This window comes from Parasedimentitalea psychrophila (assembly GCF_030285785.1).
GTDB classification, from domain to species: domain Bacteria; phylum Pseudomonadota; class Alphaproteobacteria; order Rhodobacterales; family Rhodobacteraceae; genus Parasedimentitalea; species Parasedimentitalea psychrophila.
The window spans coordinates 2248137-2266101 of the sequence record NZ_CP127247.1; the positions used below are offsets into that span (position 1 = coordinate 2248137).

Annotated in this window: 18 protein-coding genes and 1 tRNA gene; 12 read left to right on the forward strand and 7 right to left on the reverse strand. The window is 51.1% G+C overall.

From position 1 onward, the window contains the following. Positions 1-446: 446 nt before the first annotated feature. The gene (locus QPJ95_RS10935; RefSeq protein WP_270921241.1) at positions 447-2159 is read left to right on the forward strand and encodes an amidohydrolase; all 1713 of its coding nucleotides are present in this window, start codon (positions 447-449) and stop codon (positions 2157-2159) included. 197 nt (positions 2160-2356) lie between these two features. On the opposite strand, the gene QPJ95_RS10940 is transcribed toward QPJ95_RS10935, so the two are convergent. Further along, positions 2357-2485, reverse strand: a complete 129-nt coding sequence (locus tag QPJ95_RS10940; protein WP_270921242.1) for a hypothetical protein — start codon at positions 2483-2485, stop codon at positions 2357-2359. 168 nt (positions 2486-2653) lie between these two features. Between QPJ95_RS10940 and QPJ95_RS10945 the strand changes: the two genes are divergently transcribed. Beyond that, entirely contained in the window at positions 2654-3127 is a 474-nt protein-coding gene (locus tag QPJ95_RS10945) for a pentapeptide repeat-containing protein (protein ID WP_270921243.1), read from the forward strand. Between the two features lie 167 nt (positions 3128-3294). Here the strand turns inward: QPJ95_RS10945 and QPJ95_RS10950 are convergent, their stop codons facing one another. Next, the gene (locus QPJ95_RS10950) at positions 3295-3438 is read right to left on the reverse strand and encodes a hypothetical protein (RefSeq protein WP_270921244.1); all 144 of its coding nucleotides are present in this window, start codon (positions 3436-3438) and stop codon (positions 3295-3297) included. A gap of 157 nt (positions 3439-3595) precedes the next feature. Between QPJ95_RS10950 and QPJ95_RS10955 the strand changes: the two genes are divergently transcribed. From QPJ95_RS10955 to QPJ95_RS10980, 6 genes are all read left to right on the forward strand, one after another. Then, entirely contained in the window at positions 3596-4405 is an 810-nt protein-coding gene (locus QPJ95_RS10955; protein ID WP_286018264.1) for a class I SAM-dependent methyltransferase, read from the forward strand. 330 nt (positions 4406-4735) lie between these two features. Then, positions 4736-5431 (forward strand): UPF0149 family protein, encoded by a 696-nt coding sequence (locus tag QPJ95_RS10960; protein ID WP_270921042.1) that lies wholly within the window; start codon positions 4736-4738, stop codon positions 5429-5431. Between the two features lie 680 nt (positions 5432-6111). After that, positions 6112-6184: transfer RNA gene (locus tag QPJ95_RS10965), tRNA-Phe, on the forward strand. Positions 6185-6386: 202 nt separating this feature from the next. Continuing rightward, on the forward strand, positions 6387-7076 hold the full coding sequence (locus tag QPJ95_RS10970; protein ID WP_270921043.1) for a dual OB domain-containing protein: 690 nt from the start codon (positions 6387-6389) through the stop codon (positions 7074-7076). 9 nt (positions 7077-7085) lie between these two features. Continuing rightward, positions 7086-7676, forward strand: a complete 591-nt coding sequence (locus tag QPJ95_RS10975; protein WP_270921044.1) for a DUF488 domain-containing protein — start codon at positions 7086-7088, stop codon at positions 7674-7676. 7 nt (positions 7677-7683) lie between these two features. Continuing rightward, the gene (locus tag QPJ95_RS10980) at positions 7684-8118 is read left to right on the forward strand and encodes a DUF488 domain-containing protein (RefSeq protein WP_270921045.1); all 435 of its coding nucleotides are present in this window, start codon (positions 7684-7686) and stop codon (positions 8116-8118) included. Between the two features lie 78 nt (positions 8119-8196). On the opposite strand, the gene QPJ95_RS10985 is transcribed toward QPJ95_RS10980, so the two are convergent. Next, on the reverse strand, positions 8197-9297 hold the full coding sequence (locus QPJ95_RS10985; RefSeq protein ID WP_270921046.1) for a helix-turn-helix domain-containing protein: 1101 nt from the start codon (positions 9295-9297) through the stop codon (positions 8197-8199). 12 nt (positions 9298-9309) lie between these two features. Beyond that, positions 9310-9936, reverse strand: a complete 627-nt coding sequence (locus QPJ95_RS10990) for a hypothetical protein (protein WP_270921047.1) — start codon at positions 9934-9936, stop codon at positions 9310-9312. 294 nt (positions 9937-10230) lie between these two features. Between QPJ95_RS10990 and QPJ95_RS10995 the strand changes: the two genes are divergently transcribed. Further along, entirely contained in the window at positions 10231-10437 is a 207-nt protein-coding gene (locus QPJ95_RS10995) for a helix-turn-helix transcriptional regulator (protein ID WP_270921048.1), read from the forward strand. Positions 10438-10444: 7 nt separating this feature from the next. Here QPJ95_RS10995 and QPJ95_RS11000 read toward each other — a convergent pair whose 3' ends face one another. Beyond that, entirely contained in the window at positions 10445-11641 is a 1197-nt protein-coding gene (locus QPJ95_RS11000; protein ID WP_270921049.1) for a MobA/MobL family protein, read from the reverse strand. A 90-nt stretch (positions 11642-11731) separates the two neighbouring features. Here QPJ95_RS11000 and QPJ95_RS11005 point away from each other — a divergent pair, with 90 nt between their 5' ends. Continuing rightward, positions 11732-12010: a hypothetical protein gene (locus QPJ95_RS11005; RefSeq protein ID WP_270921050.1), complete on the forward strand. Its 279-nt coding sequence runs from the start codon at positions 11732-11734 to the stop codon at positions 12008-12010. Here the strand turns inward: QPJ95_RS11005 and QPJ95_RS11010 are convergent. Next, positions 11995-13155 (reverse strand): AAA family ATPase, encoded by a 1161-nt coding sequence (locus tag QPJ95_RS11010; protein ID WP_270921051.1) that lies wholly within the window; start codon positions 13153-13155, stop codon positions 11995-11997. The genes QPJ95_RS11005 and QPJ95_RS11010 overlap by 16 nt on opposite strands. 279 nt (positions 13156-13434) lie before the next feature. Between QPJ95_RS11010 and QPJ95_RS11015 the strand changes: the two genes are divergently transcribed. After that, positions 13435-15507: a pentapeptide repeat-containing protein gene (locus QPJ95_RS11015; protein ID WP_270921052.1), complete on the forward strand. Its 2073-nt coding sequence runs from the start codon at positions 13435-13437 to the stop codon at positions 15505-15507. 295 nt (positions 15508-15802) lie between these two features. Here QPJ95_RS11015 and QPJ95_RS11020 read toward each other — a convergent pair whose 3' ends face one another. Then, positions 15803-17188 carry a tyrosine-type recombinase/integrase gene (locus tag QPJ95_RS11020; protein ID WP_270921053.1) on the reverse strand — a complete coding sequence of 462 codons (1386 nt, stop codon included), beginning with the start codon at positions 17186-17188 and terminating at the stop codon, positions 15803-15805. 527 nt (positions 17189-17715) lie between these two features. Here QPJ95_RS11020 and QPJ95_RS11025 point away from each other — a divergent pair. Next, positions 17716-17901 carry a helix-turn-helix transcriptional regulator gene (locus tag QPJ95_RS11025; protein ID WP_270921054.1) on the forward strand — a complete coding sequence of 62 codons (186 nt, stop codon included), beginning with the start codon at positions 17716-17718 and terminating at the stop codon, positions 17899-17901. Positions 17902-17965 lie beyond the last annotated feature (64 nt).

The window sequence follows — 17965 nt, forward strand, 5'->3', positions numbered from 1 at the left end:
TCTCAGGGCCCGGACTAAACGGTCTGTGCCTCGCATCCCAATGCGCACACGAACCCACCCGCACAAGTTCGAGCGACACCTTTATCTGGGGGGCACTGACGTTCCATCCGGCACCAAAGGCTCAATCGTTCTACCAAAGTGTCGGCCACTTCCAGCCGTAGAACCCATCCGCATCGCTCTTTCCCCATAGGCATCACCCAGCCCCCCGCGGCTTCCTCCTTCCGAGGTTTGTCAACGCGGGACGCCATCATTTGGAGGCAGCTGTCACGCCGCGCCCCGCATCGAAAAACCTTCAGGAAAGGAGCCGTTCGCTGCGCGGAGCACCAATGACTGCTTTGGGATAACGTGACATATTAGGTTGTTGGAGAGTAGTCAGTTTGCCATGCACCTCAAATACTTGCTATGAACGTTCCAATCGCTGTAGCAAAATTTTCAGAAAGAAGCCGATGATAAAAGTGAAGCTCATTATATTCATGACTGCGGTAATGTTCCTTTCTGCCGCAATTTCTGAAGCTGATGCTCAAACTGCCGCTGATCAACAGAAAACCACGCTGATCATAAACGCCGACATCGTGACCATGGATGCGACGCGTCCGGATGCGCAGGCGCTGGCTTTCCGTGATGGGCGAATAGTTGCAATCGGCACAGAAGAGGCAGTTCGACAGAAAATTGGCTCTTATGATTTCTTTTTTGATCTGAACGGCCGCACTATTGTACCGGGTTTTATTGAATCTCATGACCACGCATTCATGTCGAGCAACACGCTTTTGGTGGAAGATGTCTCGCCGTTTACTACTCCGACGCTGGCCGGGGCTTTGACGAAAATTGCAACTGTTCGGCCTGACAAAGATGGATGGATTGTTGCCTTTGGGGCAGACCAAACGCTCTACGAAGAAAAGCGCGGACCAACACGCGATTTATTGGACCCACTTTTCCCCAATACGCCTGTGATTGTCTATCATCTTAGCGGGCACGGTGCGTTCATGAATAGCGAAGCACTGCGCATTTCTGGGCTGGACGAGTCCACGCCTGATCCGGCTGGGGGCTTTTACGAAAAAGATGACACCGGCAAGCTGACTGGCTACCTCTCGGGTCAGCCCGCATTTCTGCCCTACAAAAGCTACCCAAGCGCGACCCACGCGGCTGCCGTGGAAAAATCGAAACTCAGCGCAGAATTCGGGATCACAACCGGGTCCGAGCTGGCGATAATGAACGCCTTTGTGCTGGAGGGGGTCTATCAGGCGGTCCAGGATCCAGACTATGCAACCCGGCTTGTTGGAGGGTATTTTTCGACAGCACCGGATTATGAAGAAATAGTGCCGCTGCTAAAGAACTACGAAACCGAACTTTTCCACATTCCCTTTATTAAAACGTGGACTGACGGCTCCCTTCAAGGGGGCACCGCATATATGCGCAATGGCTATCACGACCATACAATGGGCAAAGGCGATAGTGCTCAGGGCTCACAAGCATATTTCAACGAACTCGTCCTCGACATCTACCGAAAAGGTTTCTGGCCAGCGGTTCACGCCAACGGCGATGCCGCCGTCGATGTCGCATTGAATGCTTTGGAAAATGCCAAGACCGAGATGGGGGCAGCGAATACAGAAAATTTCCGTCCTCAAATCATCCATGCGCAGGTTAGTCACCCAGAGCAGTTCGTTCGGATGAAACAGCTTGGCGCTGAACCCACTATTTTTACAAGCCACATCTACTACTGGGGTGACCTCCATTTTGAGAGAACACTTGGGCCCGAAAATATTGAGCTGATGAGTGCGATGAAAAGTGCCTATGATGCTGGTTTGCGCCCGGCGATGCACAGCGATGCGCCTGTCGCACCTGTTGATCCGCTATTGAATATGTGGGCAGCAGTTAATCGAGAAACCAGTAGCGGACGCATCGTTGGCGCGCAGCAAGCTATCACACCAGAGCAGGCATTGGCGGCCTATACAATCAACCCAGCCTATCAATTTGGCATGGAGGAAGACGTCGGTTCCCTGGAGATCGGAAAGTTTGCCGATTTTGTCGTTCTGGATGGTAACCCGGTAAAAATAGATCCGAGAGAAATCCGTCACATCAAGGTTTATGCGACGATCATGGGAGGGCGCGTCACCTATTTGGACACGCCAATTTATGACCGAGTGACCCCCCTTAAATGAACCAATTGGTGAAACTCATTCTTCCAAATCAGAGGCTGGGACAAATGGGAAATATTACTTCTCGATAAGCGTCAAGGCGACGATGGGCCACATCGTTAGATATTCAACGAACAACCCAGCAAGAAGGGGCGTTTGAGCTATAACCAGTCATTAGTTTGGGTGGCCACGAACGGCCGGTCTGGGCCGTTCACGCCCTATCAGGGCGAGCCGCAGCCAGACTTTGCAAAGGTCGCAATCTGCGCATTGCTGCCGTTGGAGCTGGCCGCAGCGAAGGTCAGGAACCCGCCCTTAGTGTCGAGATGTGCCTGGTGCAGCAATTGGGCCATTTCGCTCTACCATCACTGTCAAGAACGGCCCTTATCCGACCTTGATACGCCGCGTGGCTAGCGCCTACGCTTGTCGCTGCGTCGAGTCGGGGGGTATTCTGAATGAGCACGACGCGAAAACTGCACGGCGAATAATAGAAGAAACAGCATGACTGAAGGGATGGGGATGTGAATTGGAAAACTTATGGGACCGCTGCTACTGTTTGGGCGATTTGCGTAGCACCAGTTGTCGCGTTTGAAGCCTCCCATGTAGAAAAACTGAAACAAGACGCTGCTTGCGTAGAATGCGATCTGTCCGGAGCGGATCTGTCCGGAGCGAATATGTCCGGCGCAAAACTGTACGGCGCTGACCTGAAGGACGCCATCCTGAACGGAACCAATCTGAGCTCCACTGATCTGAAGGGGGCTAATCTGTACGGCGTAAATCTGAGAAAGGCCATGCTGATCGGTATCGATCTGACCGGCGCGGATATGACCGGCGCGGTTCTGATTAACACCGATCTGACGGGCGCCGATCTGACGGGCGCCGATCTGACGGGCGCCGATCTGACCAGCGCGGATATGACGGGCGCTATTATGACCGACGCAATCCTTTGCAACACGATTATGCCCGACACGTCAGTGCTTTCCAGCGGATGCTAGCGTGACATAGATTTTCCATTCGGTTTGAGCTTTGTAGAGGCTACACAATGCTGTGTGCCGCATTCAAGGCATGACGGCAGGTTTAGCTTTGCACACCTTGGCACACTCCGCAGCGAAGGTCAGGAACCCGCCCTTAGTGACGAAATGTGCAGGGCGCAGCAAACGGGTCAATTCACGCGCTCATAAATGTAGCGAACGGCCCAGACCGGCCCTTGACGGGACATCACGTCGCCGCCGCGCAGCTTCCCCAGAGCGGCCATTCGATCATCGCGCAGCATTTTCATCAGTCGGATGACGGCAGTGCGGACCAAGCCGACATCCACCTTTTGGCGGGACTGCCGGACACCCGGACACCCAGTTTGGCTTGGTGGAAATAGAAATTTGGTCGCGTCCGCGATACGAGCTAATGTGTAGTGTGTAGGCTGGAATGATCAGTTGCGTGGGCAATATCAATTTGGAGATAGCACATTGGAATCGAACTCATCGAATTTTTCGGCTTCCAGCGGCAATGGCTACGAATTGCAAATGGGGCGTTTTAGTCGCTTGTTAGCACCAAAGTTCCTAGATCTCATCGAGTTTGAGGATAGCAGCAATATTCTCGATGCCGGATGCGGTACCGGCGCACTGACATCAGAAATATTGCGCCGCACCGAAACCGCAGACATTACCGGTGTCGACATCTCTGAGGCTTATGTTGAATACGCCGCACGGCAAATTTCAGACCCACGTGTTTCGTTCGAAGTTGCTGACCTGAAGGCTCTTCCAATGCCAGATGAAACATTCGATCATGTTGTGTCTCAACTCGCCTTAAATTTCGTTCCAAACACGAGCGTGGCGATATCCGAGATCTCGCGTACTTTGAAGGTGGGCGGCCGTCTCGCGGTAGCCATTTGGGATGTAAGAGGAGGCCTCGTGTTCAATCGCTTCTTTCTGGACACAGCTTCAATGCTAGACCCTGAGGCCAACGAACTTAGAAAAAAGAACTTCACGCGGCCGCTCACGCGACCCGGCCATCTGGAAGATGCTTTGAAGTCAGCGGGCTTTGCCAAAGTTCAGATCGGTGAAATCCACATCCGAACTGAATTCGCATCTTTCGAAGACTATTGGAGGCCATTCGACGGGAAAGACGGCCCAATTCCATCCTATCTTTCGAAGAGACCCGCCGAACTGAAAAAACAGATAAAGGATGCCGTGCGAGATGCCTATCTAGATGGCGAAGCTGATGGACTTCGCTCTTATGTTGCAACAGCATGGGTAGCAACGGGGCGACGGCAATAGCGAACTTCATAGTCTGCTTTTGGCTCGGAGTCGCCTTGCGGCGGCGCAGAACAAGAACCGGTTTCGAAGTCACCTGAATGTCGGCTGCCGACATGGTGTCTTGAATGGCTCGCGTCTGCAACGAAAGTCCGGAATTCGCCCTTAGTGACGAGTTTCTGCGGCCGCAGCATCTCTTGCTAGAGGCTCGGCCCTTCATTTTTCTGCGGATTGCATGACGTCCGCTTCGGGTGGTGGATCAGAAAATCCCAGCCTTGAACCACCATCGACTTCTACACATTTCCGCAGCAGTTCGGTAAAGGTAACGGGGAATTCCTCTCAGGTAGGACCGTCATGTTAAACGATAGCGAACTGAATCAGTTGAATGAATTGCTGCTTTCCATCCCGATGGAAAATGAAGGCATGCTTTTGAGCGAGTTCGATGGCTTCTGTGCGGGATTGATTGTTTGCCCTGAGGTGACCATGCCCAGTGAATGGTTGCCGTGCGTCTGGGGTGAGGGAGCTGATCACTTTGCCACTCTTGAAGCGCTTCAGTCGGCGACAGATCTCATAATGCGCCATTACAATGACGTTGCGGTTTCACTAACACCGCCAAGTTTGGAATACGGACCACTTTACGATGAGGATGCTCGGACGGGAGAAATTCTATGGGAATCCTGGGTGTGTGGTTTTGAACAGGCGATGCGGCTCAGAATGGATGCGTGGGAACAGATAGTCGAAAGCGAAGACGAAGAAGCTGGTGCGTCGGTCACAATGATGCTGGCGCTCTACAGCATTGCTGAAGGTAACAGCGATCTCCCTAAGAAATCGATCAAAGAGCTAACTCAGCAAGCCCCGGATCTCATTCCGACTTTGGTGCTGACGATAAACGGTTGGACAAAATCACTCAGTACTCAGAGTAGTCTGCCGCCGTTCATGCAATCCGCCAATACACCGAGCGCTCCGTTCTCAGGGAAGAAAGTCGGCAGGAATGAGCCTTGCCCATGCGGATCAGGGCGCAAGTACAAGCGCTGTTGTGGTGGTAGCTGAAACTCTATGACTGAACGCGTTCAAGAGTTCTGAAGAGTGAGGCAGTGAGGCGCATGCGAGTGCATTGGTCGTGACAAGCGCAGAGACGGTCACTGTGATGGTCTAGCGCTGTTTGTGTGTGTTGGTTGCTGAGAGTTAAGCTGCGGGCCTGAGCTTTCATTTGTCGTCGTGGACCCGGCCAATATTGTTGACAGCAAACACGAAAAAACCCGACTGAGCTATCAGACGGGCGGGCGGGCGCTTTTTACGCGTTTCTTATTTCTTGTAATATTGCTGGAGAGATAATTCAGCGTAGTCTTAGCAATGCTGGATGGGGTTTAGAACACACATCTTCGATGTGTAATGCTTCGCATGATTCATATCTCTGAATCTATTCTGCTCTTCATATCCACTTAGATGTAATACATATTATTCTTAAGCGATAACGCTATTATACATGCAAACAAAAACAGGTCAAGTGGACAAGTTGTCGCACCTGATGAACCAGATATTTTGAAATCCCCTCGGGTCTGGCAGGGGATTGGGTGGATTATGAGCTGAATGTGCGTACAGTGCAAGAGGGCCTAACTGGCGGTAAGAAAATTCACCTGTCCACGCGTCGTCGTTATAGATTATCGTGGAAATCCAACGGCTTAGCGAAATAGCAAAAGTTACACAGTTTGTTACACAGTTGCTTGTAAGTAATTGATTTTAATATAGTGGATGAGATTGAAAATCCTCGTGTCGGTGGTTCGATTCCGCCCCTGGGCACCATTTATCTCAATGAGAATAATGGCTTGAGGACTTGGCCGTTATTGCACCTCTTTGGTTAATCGCCCCGGACTGCACCAGGACTGCGTTTGCAGAATAGCAAAGATTATAGACTGTCTTCATTTTATTGTGGCGTCCAGCATGCAGTGATCTTGAATCTGCGATAGTAACTCTTACTTCAGTGACACAACTCATTGGAGAAAAGATGACTTATAAAAATACCTTTGTTTGCATTGCCAACTCAACCAAGCACCTGGGGCGATGCATTGCGGGAATTAAAATTGTAGAAAATCAGTATGCAGGCTGGGTCCGTCCGGTAAGTGAACGACCTGGGCGGGAAATTTCTGAAGAAGACCGGCTGTTCGAAAATGGTCAAAAGTGTTCGGTTCTCGATATTGTCGAAGTCCCCATGGAGCGGCATGAACCGTTTCTACATCAAAATGAAAACCATGTAATCAATGGGGAATTATATTGGAAAAAAATTGGAGTAATGCCTGCGGCACATTTGCTTCCTGCCGTGCAGAACTTTGATGAACCAATTTGGCCACACTGTGAGTCTACGCGATACGGTCAAAACGATAAAATCGACCAAAACCGGCTGGTGGACATTGATACCTCTTTGGCTTTGATACAGCCGGAATCAGTGGAGATAGTTGTGAGCACAGATCCAGGCTTCAACGGGGCGCCGGGGCGAGTGGCTGTTCGCGCAAACTTTATTTGCGGAGGACAAGCCAATTCCCTCAAAATCACAGATCCGCTTGTAAAAGCCGATTACATGGGAAGAGGGCAAGGAACTTATGAAATTCAGCAACCTCTGTTGGTAGTGAGCTTGGCGGAGCCCTGGGTGGAGCAACCCTACGCTTTCAAGGTGGTTGCGTCAGTATTAATGCCATAGAGTGGAGGCATGGTAGAACGCTTGAAAATTTTCACTATTGGTCACTCCACTCAGACTTTCGAGAGCTTTGTTAAGCTACTCAAAACTCACTCGATAACAGCGATTGGTGACGTTCGATCGTCTCCATATAGTAGGCACGCTCCGCAATTTAACACTGACGCGTTGAAGATGGCGCTCAAAGAAAGTGAAATTGCCTATGTTTTCTTAGGCAAGGAGCTGGGTGCCAGATCGGATGACAGTTCCTGCTATGTGGGCAATGCGGTCAGCTATGAAAAGTTGGCCCAAACCTCTCTTTTTCAGAACGGCATTAAAAGGGTAGTAGATGGAAGCGCCCGGTATAGAGTTGCACTGATGTGTTCTGAACGCGATCCAACCGAGTGCCATAGAACAATATTAGTATCGAAGGTTCTTGAGGAGCGCGGCGCCAAGGTAAATCATATACTTGGCAGTGGTCAGCTGGAATCCCACAGGGACACAATGCTCAGAGTTCTTGATATTCTTGGGACACCTCGGGGGGACATGCTTGACTCACAAGATGAGCTAATTTCTCAAGCCTACGAAGGCCGAGAAAAACAGATCGCTTATCGGCGGGAAGGTTAGAGACGAGATGGTTCAAGTATTCACAATTGGTTTTACCAAAACCACCGCCGAAAATTTTTTTGGGCGTCTCAAAGAATCTCAGTCTCGAAAGCTCATAGATGTTCGCTTGAATAATGTCTCGCAGCTTGCTGGTTTCGCTAAACGTGACGACCTAAAGTTTTTTGCCAAGAGCCTGTGCAAAATGGACTACATCCACGCTCCCAACTTTGCGCCTACAAAGCCAATGCTTGACGCATACAAGAAAAAGAAAATTGACTGGTCAAATTATGAGAACCAGTATCTGGATCTTATTATCAAACGGAAAGTTGAAAAACTGCGCCCCGCTGACTTGGACGGTTGTTGTTTGCTATGCAGCGAAGACACACCACACTTTTGCCATCGGCGGCTGTTGGCTCAATACCTTGATCAAAAATGGGGTAATGTTGAGATCATCCATCTTTGAGTGGGGGTGTGAATGAGCCACCGTTGATGAAATTGCGCAACTGCTGACCCCTAAGAGTCAGCAGGGCACTTTTCAAATCTATTCGACAATTCGCAAGGCTGGGCGCTCATTGCCGTTTCTCGCTCCGCTTTGTTCGGCTCGTGGCAAAATTCCTGAAAGCAACATTTCGACCTCGCCAACAGGCAAGAACAGATCATCAGCCAAATTTTGAAGATTTTTCCGGTCTGACCAAAGCTCGGCTAATATCTTCCCCCAGAGAACAGAGCTTTCCCTGATGATCCCGTCTGGCTCTCCGCTTCTGTATCCCCTTTTTCCTAACTCAATGCAGATGGAACGATATTGCCACTCAGTCAGCATAGGCCTGTCAAAATGGCTCAGGCGATATGCCAGGGCCATAGCGGATACACGCCACCGCTTTTTCGCCTTGATGATGAGATCTGCTGTAATGAGACGGGGCATTCGGGCGCGAATATCCTCTTCGGGCATCAAGAATGCAGCCGCAAACCTGTTGGCCTCCAACTCAACAGAGCGAGTGTCCCCGTTCGCACCTGAGGTTTCGCCGTGCTTATGCAACACGAGGTGGCCCAATTCGTGCGCTGCATCAAAAATGCTGCGCTCGGCGGATTTGTAAGAGTTCAAGAAGGTATAAGCGGTGTCATCCTGCCAGAACGAAAACGCATCTACGTTGGCTGTGTTTTCTTCCAAGCCGAGAACGCGGATCCCTTTGGACTCAAGCAGCTTTAGCAAGTTCGATATAGGATCGTATCCAAGGCCCCAATGCTGTCTCAAAGCGTCTGCAGCAGCTTCAGGGGTTAGCTCAGGATCGAACGATGGTAGGTTGAGTGCTGGCAAGTTGAAGTGGTCATCCAGCCACGAATAGACTTCCACACCTAATTCGCCAGCCGACAGCGCAGCATCCCTTTCCTTGGCGCTCATACTCTTCAGGCTACGGAAACTCACAATCTCTTTGGTCAGAGGCGCGGGTTCTTCCTTGAAGAAAAATGAGGTGGGGTATTTGAGCACGTCCGCGAGCTTTTCCACGGTCGCAGGGTCGGCTTCATTCTGGCCGTTTTCCAATCGCGTGATAGTTACAGGGGAAACCCCTGCCATCTCGGCGAGTCCTTTCGCCGTCAGCCTGCGCCGTTTTCTGGCCAGGCTGAGTCTTTTGCTGCTAAACATAGTAAATTCACGTTATTTTCGAGTTACGATAATGTCCAAATCGGAATCGTCGGCAGGTTCATCAACGCCGAAGTCGATCTCGTCAAGGTCATTCCCACCAATTAGGAAAATCCGTTCGACACAGCGCAAGAAATTTCCACCAGCCTTCACAATGGGAAGGCTCAGTTCCATCGCCCCGTGCTGATCCACCATGAGGTAGTAGGTTTTGTAGTCTCCACTGAATTTAATCACACTCAATGGAAGCTCAACGCCGACAGCTTCGAACATGTCGCCGCAAGCCACTCGCTCCGAACCAGCACCTTTCCGTGATCTGGCCTGAGGATCATCCTCGCCACAGGCTTCAAAGACGTTTGCAAACAGAACCCGAAGTTTGAGTTCTTCGTTGCATATCCCTTCGACACCTTCGCTTCTGAAGAGCTGCCAATCGTCGCCGATGTTCTCAGCCCGCAATCCTTTAACGCCGTCAGCGTAGGACAAGAAGCCAGCGGTGTTTGAGGGGTGAAGGGGGGAAGCACTGGCGCGGCCTGCCATAGCATGATGTCCAGCAGCAATTAGCCGGTCGCGATCAAGTTGCAGCGCGTCAAGATGGGCATCCCCTTCGTGAAGATCTTTGATCGTTACGGGGCTAATAGATTCCATACCAAGTCTACTCATGTTAATTATCGGGACCTCATTTGTGGAGCAAAAAATTAACATGGTCAAGGGGGAGGAGGCGATCTTGAGAAATATTCCGGGATAAACCTCTACTTGCTATTTTTATGGGAGCGGATCTTGATGAAATCAGTTCAACACCTATATGTGGCCTGCAGAAACAGAATCGACCCAACAAATTATGATCAAGTATTTGAAAGATTGTAAAAAAATCCCTTCTCCCCTTCGGATTCAGGAAAAAAAGCCAATCTGACTTTCGCATATTTTGTGAAAGGAAACCCCATGCAACACAACGCACCTCAAAAACCTAACGACTACCTGGTCGATATCAAAACCGTCTGCAACACTCTCTGCCGCTCGCGCGCCAGCATTTACCGCGACATTCAACGCGGCGAGTTCCCCAGCCCAATCAAACTGGGTGGTTCCTCCCGCTGGAAACTCTCGGACCTCAACAAGATCATCGACAACGGTGAGCCTTTGGCTGCCTAAGAAGCAATTATTCAAACAGCTCAGCCTCGCTAATACGGGGCTTTGCCTGTTGACGTAGACATTGCCTCGCTTCTTTCTGCCGGGTATCATCAGAGCGTAAGCGGCGTTGCCACTCATTAGGCAAAAGCCGCGCTCTCAAAGTATCACGCAGCATTATCAGTTCACGATATATCCGCCGAATGCGACGCCTCCCGCGAAGATGACGAGCAAGCCCAAAGCGTGCAAGCGGTGGGAACCTTGATTGTCGCCCTTGGCGGCATCGAGCACCTGCTTGGACTTGGCGACTAATTGGGTTTGTGTTTTTTCCAGTGTCGCAATGGCCGCTCTTAGTTCGTTTTGCCGGGTGGGATGGTCTTTCATATTCCGCAGGAGTTCTAAACTCGCTGCCAGCGAATTCTCGCTGTTTAGAGACGCCGCCGCCGCGCTGCGCCGAGTTGTCTCCATTACTTGTTCCCAATCGTAATTCTCGTTCATTTGTCTGGTTCTCTTTCAGTTCGTTGATTTCTCGGATGACCAGATTTGCCTCTGCACGTGTGTGGCCTTGGTCGATGTGTCGCCATTCTTTTTTGTTCATCTTTTTTGTTTTTGGAGTTGCCCTGGCGCCCGTGCCTTCGTGAATCGTCGGGATATGGTCGATCCGGCGATTTGCGTATGACAAGTGGGAGATCTCGGAATCTGATCCAAAACCCCATTTATGCATCATCCCGTTATGAAGTTCGGTCCACATTTTGGCTGTGTTTTCAATCGCATTCTTCCGTGCAAACCCGAGGATACTTTTAGGTCTGCCCCGCCCACCGGTTTTCTCCTTCACATCAAAGAAGACGAAATGTGCGTGCGGGTTTCTGGTGTCGTTCCCATGCTTGTCATGGATGCCAACAACATATCCGGCGATCCCTTGGGTCAAACGCTCCGCAAAGGCCCGTGCAAGCGCTTCACGCTGCTCCGGCGATACTTCGACTGGCAGGGCGAGCATAATGCGTTCACAAACGCGCCCCTTGGACTTCTGGGCAGCTTCTTCCGCATTTCTGGCGGAACGAGGCCGCGTGTCTCCTGAGAGCCGTTCTTGCAACACGACGCGGGTTGCCTTGGGGCGTGTAATATACGCCAAATGTGCCTCAGTCTGGCCCAGCTGCGCCGTGCGAATTTCGCTTCGACACTTTTCTGAAAAGGTCTTTACTGAATGCCGAAATGAAAACAGTGCCATGATCTCGCTGAGGGTGGCGTGGATAAAAACATGTTTTTATCCGTTGTGCGCCTTCCCTATCTCCCTTGGAACGGAATTAGGGACACGATCATGGAAATTGAAAAAATGGATTTACTGGCCAGGAAACGTAAACAACGTGGCCAGTTGTTGAAGTTCATCTCGAACTACATGCAGAGCCATCTCATGCGGTCGTGTGATCTCTCGGAGTTGTCGGTGCAAGCCAAAGACGAGATGGCTTGCGAAATTGTCAATTTGTTCGAGGACCGCTTCTTGCAGCTACGCCGGGATGCCCCCTCAAAAAAGGGGGCGCTGGCAGGTTCATCCGGAGAAGCGCAAGTGGACTTACGACGACGTCAATGCAGAGATTGAGGCGTATTGCTTTCAGTTTCAACAGCACTTGATGGGCGCAGCCTCACGCCTTCTTTGCTTTCCTCTGCCCTGCCTTTTGTTATGAGAGCGTCCAAGGCTGCTCGGACTTTCTTTCTCATTGTATCAGCGTTGCCTCTGATGTTGTTGAATGGCTCGCCTGACATTTGGCCTATGTCTTTCGGCGTGTGCCAAGCCCCAGAATCTTTTGCACGCAGGTCAGACAATACACGCAACAAGTCTTTTTCGCGTGCTGGAGTGAGTGACAATTGCCCCCTTTTGTTCGGTTTCGGGCTGTCATTTTCAATCAAAGAGCTATGAGCCTTGAACGGAACGGCCATTGGGACCGTGGATAATTCACCATGCCTATTCCTTCCAATTTCATACCCCTGGATCCGAAACGCAATCGGCTCTGATTTTTCATCTTCTCGCTGCTTTGAAACTTTGATGAAGACTGTTCCTTTTGGCTGTGTTTCATCAGCCTTGTGCAGCGTAAGCCCGGTGTCGACATTCGCAGTCAAAGTTGTTGAGCCGCGTGGCCGCCCATTTTCCGATGCCCCCATGTGATGGACAATCATGACATGCGCATTCGTTGTTTCTGCGATGAACGTAGCATTGGCGAGCACCTTTCCCATGTCCCTGGACGAATTTTCATCACCCTCGCCAATGCAAAGATTGAGCGTATCAAAGACAATAAGCAGTTCTGCGCAATTGTGGTGATCTCGGAACAAATTCGCATCGTGTGCCAGCTTCTTAACTATCACCGGATTGGACAGGTCCACGGCCTTGTCCAATACTCGAAACGGAGCGATCCCAGCGGCTTTCTGGCTGAGGTAGGGATACGCCCGGTTCAATACCCCTTTGGGTGCTTCCGCGGCCACGTAGAGGATGGCTGCACGGGAAACACGCAACCCGCAGAAATCGCGACCCATCGCGACATGCGCCGAAATGCACGCAACGATGGCTGATTTCCCCAAGTTTGACGGCCCGGAAAACATGCTGACTTGTCCAGGATGCAATAGATGCTGAACGATGTAAGGGGTGTTGGGATCGGGAGTGAAATCATTTGCTGAAATCGTCGGATGTCCCAGCACGCTAAGCGGGGATGAGTTTTTGTCGGTTGGATGGTTAAATTGATCTTGGCTCATATTTTGCCCTTACTGGTTTCGGTTTCTTTGGCGCGGATTGTGGCGCCAAAAAGGAAGTAGGTTCCTTTGATCCGGACGGAAAACAAATGGAGAACATTTATTCGGACGGACGGACGCCCTCCTAAAGGGAGGGGCGTCCGTCCGTCCGAATGAGGTGCTCAAATCGTTCATTCCGATCACTAAGAGAAAACTATGAGCGGCATCGACTGCTGAGTTCGGTAAGACCGAGATTTTTGTGCGCAGCGCAATAAATTTGAAAAATGACCTAAACAAAAATACGTGCTACGCATTTTGCATTCCAAAGGATTCATTTATTTAGGCACCATGCTCAGCTCAAAAAAACGCAACCTACGCACCCGATCACATAAACCAGTAGATAACTCTGCCGCTCAGATCTCCCGGATCAACGAGCTGACCAGAGCAGGGCGTGCCAACTGGTTGGGGTTACTGGCCTATTTGGCTTTCACGTTCATCACCGTGCTGGGTGTGCAAGACGCAGATTTCTTTATTCCATGGCGTGAAACTCAACTGCCGCTGATCAACGTCTCGATCCCCACTTTTAGTTTTTTCTACTTCGCCCCGGCACTGGCGACAGTACTCTATGTCTATCTGCACCTTCATGTCCGCAAAGTGACCGAGGCTCTGGCCGAGACCACCGCTACCGTCAAATCTGAACCCATCGAAGAATACCTCACTCCCTGGCTGCTGAATGATTTTGTGCTACGACGTCGGGGCGATGGTGCAGTCAAAACGCGGACGCTGGACAGTCTGGGTGATTTGGCAACCGTCTGTCTGATCTGGCTGTCCGGTCCCTTTGTCACCGGTTGGTTTTGGGTCCGTTCCTGGCCCGCCCATGATCAGATCATGTCTCTTCTTCTGGCGGGTAGTTTTGGCCTCTGTGTGCTCACCGGTCACAAAAGCTATGCTTGGATGTGGAAGAAATTGGGACAGCATAAGGTCGACAATCGCTTGGTCAAAACTATTCTGAAAATGGGCAAGACACACATAAGGGTGTTTTGCGTTTTTCTGGTTTTGGTAAGTTGGGCAAGAACCGAGGGCGGTTTTACCGGCCCGCCTTGGGGCGATGAAATTTCAAGTTTCATTGACGAGAAGACCAAATTCAATTCGCCCACCTGGCTGACTTATGATCCGCCAATCTGGATGCGGTTGACGGCACTTATGGCCTCCACCGATCTGAGTAACATCAATTTTGTAGAACTACCGCCTGATGCACGTGATCCGTTGACCAGTCGTAAAATATTTCGATATGACTGGTGCAAACGTGCTGGCGTCGAGACCAGAATATGCGGGGGTTATCCTTCATTTGGGATTGCTGCCCCGCCTTATCAAGACGAGATGCGTCTTGCCTGGTGTGGCCAAGAAAACGCCGAACAAAATTTTAATCCTGAGACATGCCGCGCCTTTTTTGCTGATCTTGACAGACTATTCTACGAGGAGTGGTGGGCTCTTAGATTTAGTCAGTTGCGAGTCTTGCAAAGAACGGATTTCAGTGGCGCCGACCTGCGCCGCACTGACTTGAGTAATTCTTTTCTTGCTGGCGTCAACTTCATCGAAGCTCAGATGGAAGGGGCAGACCTTTCGTTTGCGCAGATAGAAAGAGCGTTCTTTAATCGCGCGCAGATGGAAGGGGTAAGCCTAACTAAAGCGCAGATGGAAGGGGCAAAATTTTGGGGTGCGCAGTTGGAAGGAGCAAGTTTTTACGAAGCACAGATGGAAGCGACAGTCCTAATAGACGCACAGATGAATGGAGTATCAATCAGTGATGCATTGATGGAAAAAGCAGTCATTGCGGGCGCGCAGTTGGAGGGGGCATACATCTGGAACGTGGAGATGGAGGGGATAATCCTCAGAAACGCGCAGATGAATGGGATAAGACTCCGAAACTCGCGAATGGGCGGGGCAGATCTCCGAAACGTGCAGATGAACGGGGCAGAACTCACCGACATGCAGATGGGGGGGGTAGTCCTAATTGGCGCTGAGATGCGGTCTGTAGATTGGGCCCGGACCGTCTTCTCGGGCTCGGTCGTCCATTCTGCAGATTTACGTGGTGCCAAGTCCTTTGATCAAGAGCAATTGGATTTAGTCATTGGCAACAAATACACGCTTTTACCGATAGGCCGTCATGTCTGGTCCTGCTGGGTTAAACCGCCAGAAGGGTTTGAAAATATGGTATCGCACGTTTCAGGAATATACGTGTCAATGGCCAATGTAGGTGACAATTGGTGGAACCCCGAAAGAGTTCGCGCTGATTGGCTTTGCCCTGAAGGCACAGAACCACAAAAAACAGGCACAGAACTGGGGCTGGACGAGGATCCGCCTTGGTTGCAATGACGCGCGCCATGTCATTCCAGCGAAAGCGGGGACCCTCGGTTTTGTAATAGTTCGACTTGAGCTGACACCGCCCCCATTTTAGCGAACTGAACTGGGAGCGGCGGACCTCATGATCGAGGTAGAGGTTGTCGTTTTGATAGTGGTGCTCACCAACATCAAAACGCGGAAACCACGATGCTGAATTCTGCCGACAAGATCATCAAACAGAACAGTGGCCTTCTGGACCTGGCCAGGACTTTAGCCTTGTGTCCAATATCTGCCAGGCGATGGGCAAGTCACGCATTGCGTTTTACCTCTACGAATCCTCGATGAACGAAGCCGGTGTAGATGCCTTTGCAACAATGTGATCGAGCGCGGTGCTCAATTTATTTAAGGCAGTCACTTTGGGGTCTTCCGTCACGTTCATGATCCGTGTGGCGACCATGTAATGCCCGGCGGAACCACTGACGCCCGCATTTGCGAAACGGTTGGTGTGGTCCAGAATGGCTTCGACGGTTTGAACCGGGACCTGCAACTCCTCCAGCAGCGTAGCGCCCGTGCGGCGTAGGTCGTGGCGCGTCCAATCGCTGGTCTTGCTGCCTTTTTGAACTTGCGCTGCAATCCGGTTCCAATTGTCGAGCTTTCCGCCGTCGCGGTTGGGGAACACGAAGCTGTCTTTGTGGCATAGTTTGAAGCCAGGCAAGCTTTTGAGGAGGTTCAACGCTGCTTCGGACAGGGGCAAGCGTTGGCTGCGACCCTTTCCGGTGGCATCTTTAACCTCTGGTTTGGTCCAAACGCCGTTGATGAAATCGAAATCATTCCATTTGGCAGATGCGACTTCCTCGCGCCGGGCAACGGACAACAAAAGGAAACGCATTGCGATGGGTCCATAGTCGTTCTTCGGCGACACTTTCTTGCGGCGGATTCTGTCCGGAGTTGGATGTCGAAGCAACGGATATATCGCGGCGATTTCCTCAATCGTTAACACTCGATCCCGTTTGCCCTTAATCGTCGGGTCGTCGGTGGACGGATCATTAACGCGGAGCAGCTCAGCAACATTGAGTTGGGTTTTACGCCCTGCGCCGAACTTCCCATATTTGCGTCCACGGTGAGCGGCCCAGTCTAAGACCGGGGAGAGGTATGACAATGCACGAGAGACTTGGCCATTAGCTGTAGTTTTCCCCTTCAATGGACGCTTGGGTTTATAGCTGTTCGCGGCGTAGCCAAATTCCTTAGCTGAAATCGCTTCAACAGGCTTGTCTAATAGATTTTCGAAGACGTTCTCGATGGCCCTCCGGGCAAAAGCAGTTGGTTTGCGAATGCCACGTGGACGCCAGGTTTTCTTCTTCCCTGCGAAAACCGACTGCGCTTCGCCCAGCAGTAAACGGAGGGTTGTTTCATCCTGCTTAGCGACGGATGGTGCCGTCGGTGTTACCAAACCGGTGATTTTCAAATCGACGCGTGATTGGAGTGCGATTTCGCGTGCTTTCTTCAACGACACATCCGGGTAGGTGCCGATTGTGAAAGTTGCGTATTTTCCGGAGCTGTTGCGGATCATCAGGGCGAAAGACTTGTGCCCGGACCGCGAAACGCGCAGTTTGAGGCCGGTTGTCTTGGCATCAGTGATCTGAATGCGCGGCTTGTCCGTCTTGATGTTTTGGATCAGTTTGTCGGTTAGAATTTGGGTGGTTTTCATTTTCATTCTCGCGTTGTTGCGAGATGCAAATTGGCCAGACGCACTCTATCAGAACCGGGACTGCACGGGACTGCAAAACCCTTGGGATTGCCTGAAACAGGATGAGACAACTTGAGACAAGTTGTGCGTCACTATGCCGCAATCTTGTTCGTCAATTCAACTGATTTCCAGGGGGTTAGCCTGTCTCAGTTAGTCTCAAATAGTGCCGATCAGACGCTCCCAACTCGGGAAGGATTGAAGCACAGATTGATTGAAAATCCTCGTGTCGGTGGTTCGATTCCGCCCCTGGGCACCATTAAAACAAAGACTTACAAGATCGTTGAGAATCTTAGGCTCGCAATAGGCTCCTAGATTAACTCTCCTGTGCGCTTCCAAATACTCTTGTGCATCGACAGTTAGTTTGACCAAGCAAGCCTATTCTGACCGGATGACACGCCTCTCGCCACCATATCCCCAAGCTGCTAACCTCTGTCTGCCTAGGTATTGTCGTAACCTTGGGCATCGCGATGCTCTTCAGAGATGGAGAGATCGTGATGAGGATACTTTCAAAACCCCAGCTGAAGGAGTTGGTTCTGTATTCACCACAACATGTCGCACGTCTGGAAAAGGCCGGCCTATTCCCCAAGCGGGTACAGCTGGGCCCGAGCAGAGTGGGATGGGTAGAGGATGAAGTGCTGGACTGGCTCCAAATACGGATGGAGGGTCGCGAGGAGGCCTGACCGACACTCCTCATGTAGGAGTATGGGTGGCCGGAGGTGCACACTTCGGTCACCCGCTTTTTGG

What these genes read in the sequence shown, in the direction of transcription:
- QPJ95_RS10935 (WP_270921241.1), top strand. Translation starts at nt 447, where the DNA reads ATGATAAAAGTGAAGCTCATTATATTCATGACTGCGGTAATGTTCCTT.
- QPJ95_RS11010 (WP_270921051.1), bottom strand. Translation starts at nt 13,155, where the DNA reads ATGAGCCAAGATCAATTTAACCATCCAACCGACAAAAACTCATCCCCG.
- QPJ95_RS10970 (WP_270921043.1), top strand. Translation starts at nt 6,387, where the DNA reads ATGACTTATAAAAATACCTTTGTTTGCATTGCCAACTCAACCAAGCAC.
- QPJ95_RS11020 (WP_270921053.1), bottom strand. Translation starts at nt 17,188, where the DNA reads ATGAAAATGAAAACCACCCAAATTCTAACCGACAAACTGATCCAAAAC.
- QPJ95_RS10960 (WP_270921042.1), top strand. Translation starts at nt 4,736, where the DNA reads ATGTTAAACGATAGCGAACTGAATCAGTTGAATGAATTGCTGCTTTCC.
- QPJ95_RS10980 (WP_270921045.1), top strand. Translation starts at nt 7,684, where the DNA reads ATGGTTCAAGTATTCACAATTGGTTTTACCAAAACCACCGCCGAAAAT.
- QPJ95_RS11005 (WP_270921050.1), top strand. Translation starts at nt 11,732, where the DNA reads ATGGAAATTGAAAAAATGGATTTACTGGCCAGGAAACGTAAACAACGT.
- QPJ95_RS10990 (WP_270921047.1), bottom strand. Translation starts at nt 9,936, where the DNA reads ATGGAATCTATTAGCCCCGTAACGATCAAAGATCTTCACGAAGGGGAT.
- QPJ95_RS10975 (WP_270921044.1), top strand. Translation starts at nt 7,086, where the DNA reads ATGGTAGAACGCTTGAAAATTTTCACTATTGGTCACTCCACTCAGACT.
- QPJ95_RS11025 (WP_270921054.1), top strand. Translation starts at nt 17,716, where the DNA reads ATGAGGATACTTTCAAAACCCCAGCTGAAGGAGTTGGTTCTGTATTCA.
- QPJ95_RS10995 (WP_270921048.1), top strand. Translation starts at nt 10,231, where the DNA reads ATGCAACACAACGCACCTCAAAAACCTAACGACTACCTGGTCGATATC.
- QPJ95_RS11000 (WP_270921049.1), bottom strand. Translation starts at nt 11,641, where the DNA reads ATGGCACTGTTTTCATTTCGGCATTCAGTAAAGACCTTTTCAGAAAAG.
- QPJ95_RS10940 (WP_270921242.1), bottom strand. Translation starts at nt 2,485, where the DNA reads ATGGCCCAATTGCTGCACCAGGCACATCTCGACACTAAGGGCGGGTTC.
- QPJ95_RS10985 (WP_270921046.1), bottom strand. Translation starts at nt 9,297, where the DNA reads ATGTTTAGCAGCAAAAGACTCAGCCTGGCCAGAAAACGGCGCAGGCTG.